Origin of the sequence: Sporomusa rhizae (assembly GCF_041428845.1) — a bacterium.
Taxonomy (GTDB): domain Bacteria; phylum Bacillota; class Negativicutes; order Sporomusales; family Sporomusaceae; genus Sporomusa; species Sporomusa rhizae.
The window spans coordinates 5,353,094-5,366,648 of record NZ_CP156925.1 but is presented as its reverse complement, the minus strand read 5'-3'; the positions used below and the strand labels follow the sequence as shown (position 1 = coordinate 5,366,648).

Sequence of the window (13,555 nt, the reverse complement as noted above, 5' to 3'; positions counted from 1 at the left end):
CCAGCTCGGCAAAATGCCAGGCAGTGTGGCAGTAATTATATATGCATGAGTAATATTTGCCAGCGGCACCGATTATAAGGAAAAGCCATAGAATCACAAAAAAATGAAAAATAATAAGTAAAAGCAAAGTCGCTCATTATGAGCGGCTTTTGCATTGACGGTTAGAATTTAATAAAAAGGGAATAGTCCCAACTAACCAAAGTGACCCTGATCTGACGTGGTTTTAATACCATTCTTGACGACAAATTAATGTATCCTTTAAGTTATAGATCGGGACTGTTTTCTGTATCGTGATTTCTATTCCGTTTCGTGAGGTGATCCCAAGTAGTCACATCTGGTGAGCTGCTTCTTGTAGGGTTTTCCTTGCCTAGAACGAACTTCTATTTCTCGGCAGTTTCATGAACGTAGTCATTTTATTAGTCATACTAGTATAGAACCACCGTCCACGACAATTATCTGTCCGGTGGAATATTTTTCACGCATTAAATATAGAAATGCTTCAGCCGCGTCTTCCGGTTCTCCTACTCGGCCAACCGGAAGGGCTTTCCCGGCAGCTTCATACATAGCGATTCGGTCATTTTCGGGAATACTGTTCCACAGCTCGGTACGCATTAGCCCAAAACAAACGGTGTTCACGCGAAGCGGACTGAGTTCGACGGCTAACGATCTGGTCAGAGCCTCAATAGCACCGCATATGCTGGCTGCTACCGTCAAGCCTTTCTGTGGTCGAACTCCTGCAACGCCGGAAGTCAAAATAATTGAACCACCTTGTCGAATGTTTTCACTTCCGAATCTAGCAGCCATAAACGCCCCCCAGTATCGCAGGTTAAAGAATCGGCGTGCTATATCCATATCAATTGTGCTGAGGTTTTCGATAAGTAATGATTCGCCCGCCGTGAAAACCAAGTGATCAAATTCACCGAGATGGCTGAAAAATACACGAACCTGCTCCTCACATGAAAGATCAACCACATATCCTTCCGTGCTTTGGGGTAGGCGAGAGAGAGCATCGTCAACTTTCTCTTTTTGACTAGAAGCTACAACTACGGATGCCCCTTCCCAAGCGGCAGCTTCGGCTGTCGCAAATCCAACTCCAGACGTTCCTCCAAGTAGAACAATACGTTTGCCTCTTAAAGTACCCTTACGTTCGCTTTGTTTTGTATTTATCACAAAATTTCCTCCGTTTCGATTATTTGTGATGACATGGTAATACAACTTTTTCAACTGAAAGCCATAACCTAATGGCTATTTAAACGCCGACTCCTCCTTTACTACCGATGATAAGATAATTATAATTATTCTTATAAGTTACAAATAGGCCTGTATTTATAGTACTACTCCAAATAATACTCGTATGGATACTGGTATAAATTCTATCATGATACGGAGGTGTATTATCGGTATGAATGATGAAAGAAGACGAAAAGAATTATCTGATTTTCTTAGGACCCGCCGCTCGCGTTTATCGCCGCATGAGGTGGGATTATGTGTTGAAACCTCACGGCGTCGTACGCCTGGTCTAAGGCGAGAAGAGGTGGCAAGTCTATCAGGCATTTCCTTACCATGGTACACCGCATTGGAGCAAGGGCGAGATATTCAAGTGTCAGAACAAGTACTTGAGAGTTTGGTGCGAACACTCCGACTCAGTAACGATGAACAAAACCATCTATTCGTATTGGCAAACTCTTCTGTGCTTCCAAAGGCGACAGAGGATGAATCTATTTCTCCAACCCTTCAAAAGATTCTCGATAGGATGGGGACATACCCAGCCTATATCGTCGATAGGCGCTGGAATGTTACAGCATGGAACAAAATGACGAGTACTTTATGTGGAGACTTTAATCAAACGGCAGAGATCGAGAGAAATATTCTTTGGCGCGTTTTCATGAAAAAGAATAATATTGCTCACATCGTTAATTGGGAAAATGTAGCCACTGTACTGTTAGCCAATTTTAGAAGCCGATATGCCTTGTACGTCAATGATACGTGGTATCAGGAATTAGTTAATATGTTATACGATAGGAGCAAGGAGTTTCGGACGTTGTGGGAACGACACGATGTTTCTCGGAATTTGGAAGGCGAACAAGTGGTAAATCATCCACAAATAGGTCTGTTGACATTTCGTTACAATAATTTTACAGTCCCTGAAAGCGGTGACTTCATGATGAGGGTATATACGCCTATCCAAAACACTGGAACTGACGAACTCTTAGAAGATTTATTGAGGCGTAATTAATAATACAAAGTGGTAGCATAAAAACGGATCGTCAAAAAAAGCTGTCGACATATGCCGACAGCTTAAAGGTATTGTTCTTAGCCGGGAACTTAATTAAATTTATTCTCCTAAGTCTTGTTTTATTTTATCAAGTCCCAAGCGATCAATCATGTTACCTAATCGCTCATAACTTTTTGCATTGTTTTTGTAGTAGCTGATAATTTTATCTACCCAGGGAATTACTTCTTCCTGCGGAACATTTTCAGCTAATATGTCGGCAAGTCGCGGTTTAATGCCGGCGTTACCGCCGATCATGATGGTGTACCCTTTCGGAGTACCCATAATTCCTATATCCCGTACCGCCGGTTCACTGCACGAATTAGCACAGCCGGCAACACTCATTTTAAATTTAGATGGTAAATCCATACCATGATATTTTTTGTCCAGTTCAAGTCCTAAGGTTACAGCATCTTGCTGCCCGCGTTTACAAAAATGAGTGGCCGGGCATATCTTTATACTTCGTACGCACAAACCAATGGCGTGCCCCTTTTCCATACCAAGCTCGTCCCATACCTGATCAATTTTGTCTTCTTCAATACCAACAATGGCAATTCGTTGAGCACTTGTCAATTTTAGTGCCTTAGCACCGTATTTTTCTGCGGTATCTACTATCTTCCGCAGAAAATTAAAATCCAGAATAATACCACCGGGAATGTGCGGTGCTATAGCGTAGGTTTGTTTATCCCGCTGCAGTACAGCGCCTTTATTCAGTATATCGCGCTTTGTTTCCTGTTTTGTCTCCATTATGTAGCCTCCTTAGCAAAGTTACTCGCATTATCCTATTCATATCCGCTTCTAGCTTTTTAATATGATACAAGCCGGCTCTAATTATGCTAATGACTTTCTAAATATGTATTATCCAGGTTAATGATGAGTAATCAATTTTAATATTGTAAGGAATGGCTCTTCTAGATAACAACCATGGGAAATATAAACGCACGAAGTCACCCACCAGGTAAACAATCGTGCTAATTAAGAATGCTAAAGCAGAACATAACTTATCAATTCGACAAATATAGTTAACGTGGTAAAACCATTAGCATCCAATTGTATGTAATCGGTTCTTCGGGTTTAGGAAAAAAGAGAGGTGCAAATCGGCTGCAACCTCATCTTTCTTAACTACGGATTCAAATTTATACCTATGGAAAATAGTTGCCTCACATAGATATTGTCAAAAACCCCGATTAGCCTCTAAAAAACAATCAAAACAAAGTTCACTGTCTCCAACTGGCTGGTACAAATTTCCGCATTTTTTACATTGGGGTAAGGTACGGGTTGCAATGTGTGTCATTTCTAAGCTTTCTGCCAGCGTTACAATTATTGCCTGACGGGGACAATTAATGGCACATACACCGCAGCTGGTACATTTATACGCAAGCTGATAAAATTCAAGCACACTCTGCTGTTTTTTAACCACAATTGCCTGATTCGGACAAAGCTGTCCGCACAGACCGCAGGCATGACAGCTGTCGCTAATAGTAATAGCAGAAAACAACCTTGTTGGTGCCATTCCGGTAAACGCAGAGTTCTCTACATAATTTGCAAAAATTTGGCGGCGTGGCAGTGGCATAAGGTGCTCATTGCTCTGGACGGCTTCCGCGATCACTTTCTTTGCTTCACCAAACAAACATTTTATAAGATCACGTCGGGAAATAACCTGTTCTTTACGCTTATACTCACCAGCAGCTTTTCCCTTAAGTAGCGGCTTTTTTTCCACATACTTGAGGACTGGTTCCAAGGAGTTGCAAAGTTCCTGCAAATATCTGGCCACTTTCGGCTTGCATGTAAAACAGTGGCGATTATCCACGATAACTTGCCGATTACTGTTGCTCCCACTATAGACAAAAGCCAGCAGCAAGTAGGTATCAATGAACCCTAAACAGGGCCAGTCGCTTTGTCTATCCTGCCGCGTGCAGGTTAAATAAAGCATGGAATCTGTTGAAGATAACGAAGCATTAATAGATAGGGGAGAATAACTAACTCCTGCAATGGCTTCTGCAGGACAAACCGCCAGACACAATCCGCATTCATCACACTTAGCTAAATCTAATCCCTGTATCTGGTCGCTGCACCCCTGCGGACAAATTTGACGGCACCGGTGGCAATCCATTTTTTTGTAACGATTATTTAGGCAAACTGCTTCATTTCGTACTATCATCCCAGTCATAAATTCATCAACTCTCTTGTTTCATTACATGTATGCAGCGTATACCTAAAACCACGGTTGCTGACTCATCACAGCATAGTAGAACAGTGCTCGTCCACTCATTTCCCCCAAAACGGCGAAGATCATTATTGTCATCATAAATCGACTGGAGAGATTAAGCGGACGACTAATAAGGGACAGAGCAACTACCGCCGGCAGAAGCATACTCGCGAACAGATGAAACCCAAATAGGCTAGAAGTAATAGTATTTGCAATTGCGCGAGTTTGTTCAAATGTGTTGCCATATCCCTTAACAAAAGCGATCAGAGTAATAGCTATAACTCCCAAGGCTAGCAACAACCAAAATCCAAAATTTTTATTTAATTTTCTCCATTCCTTCAACTCCCGGCTGCTATAGCTAAGAGCGGTTATAATGGTCAGCGGGCCTAGAAGGGCCGCGCTGGTTACAAATGCAGATATGGTTTGCCATGAATTCCAAGTCTGATGCGCCGGCAAAAGATATACACTGGCAGAGGCCAAAATGGCGCCAAACCCAATAATTGTGGCAACTATACCAATAAGTTTCCGGGCAGCAAGCTGCTCGGGCATTTTCCACCAGAGACCGCTATAAATCAAGCTTAAGCCGGAAAACATTCCAAATGATAATATTTCCAAACTTAAACTTGATGTACCGATATTAAGCATTGCATTGTAAGCCCCGAGGGGATTGCCTAGATGAAATAAGGATACTATCTGGGCCAGTGCCATCAGTGGAAATACTGAGCAACCAGCGATTCTTAAGCCTTTTATGCTATCTCCTTGCAGCAAATACGGGCAACTATATTCTAAAACAGCAATGGTAACCACGATGCCAACAGCCCACTGGCCAAATACTGTAAATAATACTAATGGAAACTCCCAATAATTCATATCGATCCTCCTCGTATAATAACAATATACATTCTTATAAATTACATAGAAAAAGAGCTCTTTAATTCTATAGTTTTAATTAACGGATTCATCATTTTACCGCTTTCGTCGGAATAATAACGATGGATGGGTTACTAATATGTGGTGTTGGTGCGCCGGCGATTGTCTGAGCGTTACCTTGCTTACGCAGCGCCTCCAAGTCCCCCGCTTCCATGGCGTTTCCCGGACAGGCTTCCACACAACGAGGTTTAAGCCCTTTGTCTATCCGACTAGCACAATAATTACATTTGCTGACTTTCCCTTCTTTTTCATCGTAACTTGGAGCGCTATAAGGACAGGCTATAATACACATTCTGCAGCCAAGACAGCGCGCGTGATCTTGAACAACAACCCCGTCAGGCCTTTTTGAGTAAGCTTTTGCTGGGCAAACCCTCATGCATTCTGGTTTTTCGCAATGATTGCAGGACATTGATAGCGTACTGATTGATGAGGGATTCTCAATCTCTAGTTTTCGCACTCGCCGCCAACGCACACCTCGGGCGAGGTTATTTTCTGATTTGCACGCAATCTCGCAGGTCTGACAGCCATAGCATGTCTGCATATTCATTAAAAAGCCTTTTTGATTGGACATTTTACCCCTCCTTTTTGACCTCAATAAGCGTACTGTTGCAACTTTGACCGTGTCCCAATGGCTCGGGCTTATCATTGGTAACATGACTACTACTGCCGCCTTGCTGTTCCCACCAGCCATTCTCCAGGGACACAACTCCTTTTTTTATTTTAGAAGTTACATCCGCAACCGCTTTATGTTGGCCCCGCTCGTTGAAAGCAATTACCACATCGCCGCTATGAATACCGCGATTGGCGGCATCATCCGGATGAAGCATTAAATGTGGACGGTTTGTTGTCGCCTCGTTAAGATATGGTAGGGTAGAAAAACTGGAATGTATAGAGCGGTGCTGCTTGCGCTGAACTGCCATAAGGGGATACTTTTTAAATAGTTCCGGCGAACCCAACGGACTTTCAACCGGACGATAATAAGTAGCAATGGGACTGAGATTTTTCTTGGTTTTCCAATCCTGAACAAATAGCATCGCTTTCCCGGATGGTGTCCGAAATTTACCTCCGGCAAAAGGAATATAAGGTGTTGCAACAGGTTTTACAGGAGCCTTCTTGATTTGATCAAGAGTAATCCCTGTACCATCCAATACTGCCTCAATATACTTTTCGATAGGTTTATCGAATGTTTCGCCAAATCCAAGACGTTTTGCCAATTCTGTCATAATCCAGATATCTGACTTAGCCTCACCGGGTGGTTCTACTGCCTTTTCCATCAATTGAACGTAATGACTGCGGATACCGGCCATTAGGTTGGTTTCTTCAAAAACCGTACATACCGGCAACAACATGTCGGCGTACAAGGCGGTAGAAGTCATCAAATTATCAGCAACCACCACAAAGGGAACTCGCTTTAAAGCGGCTTTAACCGCGTTGGTATTCGGATTTTGGGTAACCGGACTAGACGTCATAAACCAGGCAAAACCTATGGGATTAGGTTTGTCATTGGCTATCCATTCGCCAACTTTTGATATAGGGATAGTCGGTAAACCCGGAGTAGGGGCTTTAGGTTTTACTGGAGGCTTCACGGAAAAAAATTGTGTGACTCCGCCTGCATCGAGGACGCCGCCACCTTTAATGCCGTAACTGCCAGTAAACAAAGCCAAGTAGAATTGGCTCATGGCCACGTATGCACCATACTCCGTACGCTGAGCTCCCGACATGTTCTGAACAATCATGGCAGGTTTAGCTACCGCATATTCCCTGGCCAATCGTAAAACCGTCTGAGCTGGTACGTCAGTTTCCTTTTCGACTTTGGCTGTTGGCCACTGAGCACACTCTGAAGCAATTAAATCAAAGACTGTTTTATAGTCTGTTACATTTGATCCAGCTAATGTCAACATAGGTTTAACCCCGGGATGATCATGAGGTACGACCTGCCCAGTGATGCCATCGTAGACCAGGAATGCTTCCTTCTTACCTTCGTAAAGCGCCAAATCGCCAGATGCATCCACCAAGAAAGGAGCGCTGGTGTGTTCAAGCAGATATTTTTCATCGTATAACTTCTCTTGAATGATAACGTTTAACATGCCCAGGGCTAGTGCCGTATCCGTACCAGGATTGATGGGCACCCATTCATCGGCCTTGGCTGCTGTTTCGCTAAACCGGGGATCGATCACCACCATACGGGCACCTTGTTTCAACGCCTTGGCAAATTCCTTAAAATAAGCCTGCATCGTTACGGCAGGATTGTTACCCCAGCACAGTAAATACTTGCTGTCGGCAATGGTATCACGAGTATCTACATAACGGATACCAAGCATCGGCACCATTGCCGCGGTAACAGCTGAGCAACATAGACTTCCCGACGTTCTAACGGCACCGCCAAAATAATCAAAAAAGGCACTCGCGGTCGAATTAGTAAGCGCGCTCATATTGCCTGACGCCGTCATCAGAAATATTCCTTTATTGCCTAGTTCTGCTTTCGTCTGCCTGAGTTTAGTAGCAATTGTATCCAGAGCCTCGTCCCAAGAAATTCGTTGAAACTTACCCTCACCCTTTTCCCCCACCCGCTTCATAGGGTACTTTAAGCGGTCCGGATGATTAACCCATTGAATCCTGCTCAATCCTCGCAGGCACCCTTTTACATGAAAATCTTGACTAGCCTCGACCTTAACTAATTTTCCGCCCGTCACGTGTGCCGTTAAATTACAGTGCAAGCACTCCATGTTACAAGTGGAACGGTAAGTCTCAGTTTCAGCCTCGATCAGTGGTGCTGTAACTGCCAAGCTTGACCTAAACATGGGCACTCCGAAAGACATACCTGCCCCAATGGATCCGGCAGTTTTGATAAAGGTGCGACGGCTAAATTTCAACGATTTTCCAAATAATTTTGTTTCTCCATTCATTTATCTTGCCTCCTTGTCAGAACTATATAAAATATAACGAAATTACTTTCAATTTCTTCCGCTCTTTTGACAAATAATTTGCTAATCTGTTTCGTAAATACAGTTCAGATAAGGTACAATAGTTTTCGTAAATTGAATTAAGGAAAAAAAGAAGGACAAGTTTCAGTCCAAAAGGTAAAAGGAAGTCATCATAATACCATTTACCGAAGACAGAACTGAAACATGTCCAAGGAATTTATACGGTTGAATGAGGAAATCAGCAAGGAAACTAAGAGAACTGGTACTCAGCAGCGTAGAAAAAAACGCTAGACAATCTGTTGGACCAGGAAGCGAAAGAACTGATCCAGTGCGAAATACGAGCGCACCTGAAGCACGGCAAGGTTTTATTGTCAAGATATCCTGCTTCTATATTTTTAAATTTTAAAGAAGCAAAAAAAGGGATTTTCAAGCCATAACGGCTTTGAAAATCCCTTTCGTCTACGTGCACATTGGGGTCGAAATTTCCCTTTAGTCATGCTTTACTCGCTCCAGCCATGATTAGAGGAATAGGATCTTTGTGTCCATCAGAATCACAAAATGAAAAACACAAATCGTCATGCTCTTTCACCCAAATATGGTTTAATCCCGCTTCCTTAAGCCAGCGGGTTAATTGCTGCGGGTGGAAGCCAAGCCAAACATCACTACGCGAGTAATTAAAACAATCCTGGTGATGACGGCCAAAATCCGCGATAATTAATACTCCGTTAGGTTTCAGACTTCTAGCCATAACTTGTATGGCTTTTCCAGGGTCGAGAATATGATGAAGAACACACACGCAGGTCGCCAAATCTGCTTGGTTAATTGATAATACCGTACTCAAATCTCCTATTGCCAATTTAATATTCCAGCACTTCAACTGATTCAGCCGGGCTTTTGCCAGATTTAGCATATTAGCCGAAATATCGAATGCATATACCCTGTCTAATCTGGAACTCATCTTCTCGGCAGTATGTCCCAAACCGGTTCCAAAGTCAACTCCAATAACTTTCGAGTTCCAGTCAACCCGGGCAAGCAAGGCTTGATCAATTGACTGAGGGTAGCTCAAATGACGATCTTTTTCATAGAGGTAGGCATAATTATCGAAATACATCTTACTGCGCTGAGTAATATCGATGTCTGGATTTTCCGGCCAATCCAGACCAAAATATTTTAATAGGAAAAAACACTCTTTATGACCCAATCGCTTTTTTGCAGTTTTAGGCGACAATTGGCTGACTATTGCCTGGAAAAATTTGGAACGGGCCCTGTTTAGCAACGAAGTAAACGCCGGTACTGTTATCCCTAACTGCCGGGCAGATTGTTCATAAGAACAATCCTCAAAATGCCGCAGAATTATCGCCTTCTTGTGCTCCAACTTTAAAGTGGACAACGCCTCAATAACAATCTGCCAACCTTGTTGCTCCAGCATATTTTCTAGAAGATCCTTTTGCGTGCCAACCAGGTGCGGAGACAATTCGTCGTAAATGGGAGTCTCTCTTAATCGCCGTCCGTTTTTTCGCCAATAATCAAGACATAGGTTTCGGGCGATAGTGAAAAGCCAAGCTGACACATTATCGGTAACAGCCTTATTGTTCAATTGAGTGCAAGCGCGGACAAACGTTTCCTGAGTAATATCTTCAGCGACATTACCATCTTGAAGTTTCCAGTAAAGGAATCGATAAAGCTTAGGATACATCTTACGGAAGAGATCCTCTAACAACTCTATTCTTCTATCTCTATCCATTGTTTCCATTTCAGCACCTACAAATATTTAATCATGTATTAATTATATAGCACGAATTCTGCAGTTGACCCAAACACAATAAAGAGATGATATACTTTGATTATGATGGTACTACATGGAGAAATAAATAATCAAGAATTTTTGTATGTTTGTATTTAACGATTGGATCACTAGGAGGGGGTAGGCTAGAGTAGAAACATAACTTATCGATTCAATATATTGAAAGACTTACGGGAATTAATTGAGGTACAATCGGTTGCGTTATCCTATGATGCCGATTTTTGATGACGCTGCTATTGCAGTGACCACTGACGCCGTTCAAACATAAAAATTAGACAGAGATACTCAGTTAATCCCTGCCTTTTTTCGTCTACGGTTTTAGATTATGATTGAGTTTTATTGTATCCTTTGCATTTTAATTCATGGCAAGTTAATATAACTATTTAAGAAGCCAACGAAAAATCCCAGAGTGTTAAGCCCTGGGCCGTTGATTTTTCTATGGCGGGAGCGTGTAGGAATCGAACCCACCCAGGACAGGTTAGTGCCCCGCGAACGGTTTTGAAGACCGCAGGAGCCACCAGGCCCCATCCGCCCCCGTATGATCTTTACGTATATAATATATCATGTAGTATTCTTTTTAACAAGGCATGTTATCCATATCACGAAGTAGCAAAAGTTTGATAAATTACATAAATTAGTAAGGCTAAGGTTAATCTTATATCAAGAAAAATATGGTTTTTATCCAGAAGGTAGCAGGAAATTTTTCTGACTTTGCCGAATATTCTATAAAATTGGTAAAAGGAGATGATTCACATGCTAGTAGTCGGTTCGGGAATAGCTAGTTACTGGTTTAGTGACAATATGGAAGAGCAGGTAGTAGCTTCAAATGGTGAATTTATCTTATTAAATGCCAATACTCGGAAAGCAGAACGCTTGGGAACAACTCTGGAAGAAGCTGTTGAAGCTTTAAAGGTTTTAGGAAAATTTGGCGATTTTCCTGATTTTTAATGAAGTTGACAAAAAAATTGCCTAAGTCCAAGCACATATGTCAGGTCAAACAATTAGAGATAAAGGGTTATTTTGTAAAAAATAGGAATTAGCTACCATAAAATTAGGACTATAGTCCATGGAATTATTTGTCATACTGCGTTATGCTTTAAATAAGAACTAAAGCATAAGGAGGTTATGTCAAATGATTGATCGGCTATTTTTATGGTTTGCGTTTGGTGTGTTAAGTTTATGCTTTAGTGGAATTATAATGGTGCTTGTTGGTAAATTGTTTAGGACAGATAGGTGGTAATTGGGGATATACTACAAGAATGAACTGTGTCCGCTGTTATTGCTTTAATGATTTCGTTCCGGGCTTGGCAGCAAGCAGCTACATCTCGGAATGATAAAATGGAAATCAGTAGCCAGATCGAAGGAAATTAGAAATTATAAAGGCTTGTAGCGAATAGCTACAAGCCTTTGCTAATTTTGGTGTCTTTAGGGCTAAGGTGTTTTTGGACAATCCAACCATGGTTTCCCTTATGTTCTACTTCCCAGAATTGGCCATCTGGTGATTTTGTATATACTTTAACTACATCGCCTAGGCGCAGAACTTCGACAACAGCAGCTGATTCGTTCGGCTCCGAATAGATTTTGGCTTTATTAGTATTGGCAAACGCCGTAAAGACAGCTTGTGCAGGTGTTGCCAAACAAAGGAAGAAAACTATGCCAATTAGAAATGTCGTGATGATTGCCGGTTTTTTCATCGGTATTCCCCCAATTTTAATTCTGGTAAATAATTCAACAAGATGCTGTGAAATTCCTACTTCTCGCCATATTTTTGTTATAGTAATGCTTAGAAAGGATTATAGTGTGAATTCTAGCGGCTAGATCATTTTTCAAGATTTCATCCTTTATTATGTAGGGATTTTGCGGTTTAGTTGCGAATAATGTAGGGAATAGAAGGCAGGAGGAGCTATTGATGAACCCGATTGAGGAATATAAGTATTTGTTTGCGTTGCATTTGCGGGATGTTAGCAAGCGGTATGGAGTGCTTTATTATGATGTGCTAAAGGGCAAAATACCTGCTGAAGCGCAAAGTATATATGCTGAAGGATTAGCGAGAATGTTTCAATATATGAATCTTCGGCATGGCTTGGAAGTAGCGGAGATTGTTGCTGTCCATGAGACCATTATCGAAACCGTGCTTGCTGAGTTTATCGTTAGTACCTTAGATACTTCTGCACCGCACAATTCTCAAATACTGCATTAATTTAGAAAGAACTTAGGGGGCACAAGTGATTGCAGACTAAAATGACCTATATAACGCGAATTGCTGTTTTGGCAGGTGCTGCAGCGATTTTGATGGTAATGGAATTACCAATAGTTTTTATGCCGGTATTTTTAAAACTGGATTTTAGTGAAATTCCTGCGGTTATCGGCGCTTTTGCGCTGGGGCCGATGGCCGGCTGTCTAATTGTACTTGTCAAGAATTTAATTCATCTGAGTAGTACTCAGACTGCCGGAGTTGGTGAAATGGCTAATTTTTTGGTTGGTTCCCTTTTTGTTATTCCGGCTGCATGGATTTACAAGTGTAAAAAGAATAAGACAGGGGCTGTGTTGGCTTTATTGTCTGGAACGGTATGTATGACTTTGACAGCTGCTGTGTTAAATTACTGGGTACTTTTGCCTTTATACCAAGCGGCACTGAATTTTCCGCCTGAGGCTTTAATAAATATGGGGCGGGCGGCTAATCCGCATGTTGTTGATTTAAAAACGTTTGTCGTTTTTGCGATTGTGCCATTTAACTTGTTTAAGGGTATTGTAGTTTCCGTAATTACCCTAGTGGTCTACAAAAAGATTTCGCCGATTTTGCACTAGTAAAGGAGTGTACTATGACTGAAGCTGGATTAGATCGAATACAGCCGGGAATTTATCGCCACTATAAGGGGAAGCAATACCACGTTATGGGACAGGCAACTCATAGTGAAACAATGGAATCGATGGTTATTTACCGGGCGCTATATGGAGAATATCAATTATGGATTCGGCCTTCAGTTATGTTTAGTGAAACTGTCCGGTTTGAAGGCAGAGAAGTTCCGAGATTTGCTCTAGAAGTTAAACTTAATTGCTAAAGTACTAAGACCGCCAATTTTTGGCGGTTTTATTGTTATGTGCGCCCGGCATGGGCGCAACCTAGTGGGTGAAAGTCCCGAGCGCGGGTAGATAGTGCCGAGCGCATAGCCTAAGACAAGGGTGTCCACCGTGAGGTGGAATCTGAAGGAAGTCAGCGGCAAATCTCTGGTCTACGAACAGAAATCACATATAAGGCAGTGTAAATTGGGTAAGGTTGTATAACAGACCAAAGCCCGAAACTATTCCGAAAGTTTACGCTGTAAATGTGACAGATAGATGGAGAGAAAGATTGCGTTCTTACCCGGGGAGGTCTCACAGACGTGAAGATAATTCTTTCGAAGCATGGTTGAAAC

General features: G+C 42.1%; 13 protein-coding genes and 1 tRNA gene. 5 read left to right on the top strand and 9 right to left on the bottom strand.

The genetic code is table 11. The features are described 5' to 3' along the window. Positions 1-420 precede the first annotated feature (420 nt). Complete coding sequence (locus SRRS_RS25085) at positions 421-1,170, bottom strand: SDR family oxidoreductase (protein ID WP_371364245.1); 750 nt, start codon at positions 1,168-1,170, stop codon at positions 421-423. A gap of 232 nt (positions 1,171-1,402) precedes the next feature. On the opposite strand from SRRS_RS25085, the gene SRRS_RS25080 reads away from it, so the two are divergent. Then, complete coding sequence (locus tag SRRS_RS25080) at positions 1,403-2,236, top strand: helix-turn-helix transcriptional regulator (RefSeq protein WP_371364243.1); 834 nt, start codon at positions 1,403-1,405, stop codon at positions 2,234-2,236. A 99-nt stretch (positions 2,237-2,335) separates the two neighbouring features. Here the strand turns inward: SRRS_RS25080 and SRRS_RS25075 are convergent, their stop codons facing one another. From SRRS_RS25075 to SRRS_RS25045, 7 genes are all read right to left on the bottom strand, one after another. Next, positions 2,336-3,019: an NAD(P)/FAD-dependent oxidoreductase gene (locus tag SRRS_RS25075; RefSeq protein WP_371364241.1), complete on the bottom strand. Its 684-nt coding sequence runs from the start codon at positions 3,017-3,019 to the stop codon at positions 2,336-2,338. 427 nt (positions 3,020-3,446) lie between these two features. Next, a complete protein-coding gene (locus SRRS_RS25070; RefSeq protein ID WP_371364239.1) occupies positions 3,447-4,442 on the bottom strand; it encodes a 4Fe-4S binding protein in 996 nt (331 codons plus the stop codon). Between the two features lie 45 nt (positions 4,443-4,487). Further along, a complete protein-coding gene (locus SRRS_RS25065) occupies positions 4,488-5,351 on the bottom strand; it encodes a dimethyl sulfoxide reductase anchor subunit family protein (protein WP_371364237.1) in 864 nt (287 codons plus the stop codon). 91 nt (positions 5,352-5,442) lie between these two features. Next, entirely contained in the window at positions 5,443-5,982 is a 540-nt protein-coding gene (locus SRRS_RS25060) for a 4Fe-4S dicluster domain-containing protein (RefSeq protein WP_371364235.1), read from the bottom strand. A gap of 1 nt (position 5,983) precedes the next feature. Continuing rightward, positions 5,984-8,317, bottom strand: a complete 2,334-nt coding sequence (locus SRRS_RS25055) for a molybdopterin-dependent oxidoreductase (RefSeq protein ID WP_371364233.1) — start codon at positions 8,315-8,317, stop codon at positions 5,984-5,986. 511 nt (positions 8,318-8,828) lie between these two features. Beyond that, entirely contained in the window at positions 8,829-10,088 is a 1,260-nt protein-coding gene (locus tag SRRS_RS25050; protein WP_371364231.1) for a sigma-70 family RNA polymerase sigma factor, read from the bottom strand. A 490-nt stretch (positions 10,089-10,578) separates the two neighbouring features. Further along, a tRNA-Sec gene (locus tag SRRS_RS25045) sits at positions 10,579-10,675 on the bottom strand. A 217-nt stretch (positions 10,676-10,892) separates the two neighbouring features. Here SRRS_RS25045 and SRRS_RS25040 point away from each other — a divergent pair. Next, the gene (locus SRRS_RS25040; RefSeq protein ID WP_371364229.1) at positions 10,893-11,087 is read left to right on the top strand and encodes a hypothetical protein; all 195 of its coding nucleotides are present in this window, start codon (positions 10,893-10,895) and stop codon (positions 11,085-11,087) included. Positions 11,088-11,536: 449 nt separating this feature from the next. Here the strand turns inward: SRRS_RS25040 and SRRS_RS25035 are convergent, their stop codons facing one another. Next, entirely contained in the window at positions 11,537-11,833 is a 297-nt protein-coding gene (locus SRRS_RS25035) for an SH3 domain-containing protein (protein WP_371364227.1), read from the bottom strand. A 215-nt stretch (positions 11,834-12,048) separates the two neighbouring features. Here SRRS_RS25035 and SRRS_RS25030 point away from each other — a divergent pair, with 215 nt between their 5' ends. The 3 genes from SRRS_RS25030 to SRRS_RS25020 are packed head-to-tail and all read left to right on the top strand — an operon-like array spanning position 12,049 to position 13,201. Continuing rightward, the gene (locus tag SRRS_RS25030) at positions 12,049-12,339 is read left to right on the top strand and encodes a hypothetical protein (RefSeq protein WP_371364225.1); all 291 of its coding nucleotides are present in this window, start codon (positions 12,049-12,051) and stop codon (positions 12,337-12,339) included. A gap of 29 nt (positions 12,340-12,368) precedes the next feature. Further along, positions 12,369-12,947 (top strand): ECF transporter S component, encoded by a 579-nt coding sequence (locus SRRS_RS25025; protein ID WP_371364223.1) that lies wholly within the window; start codon positions 12,369-12,371, stop codon positions 12,945-12,947. A gap of 14 nt (positions 12,948-12,961) precedes the next feature. Then, positions 12,962-13,201: a DUF1653 domain-containing protein gene (locus tag SRRS_RS25020; protein ID WP_371364221.1), complete on the top strand. Its 240-nt coding sequence runs from the start codon at positions 12,962-12,964 to the stop codon at positions 13,199-13,201. Positions 13,202-13,555: the final 354 nt, after the last annotated feature.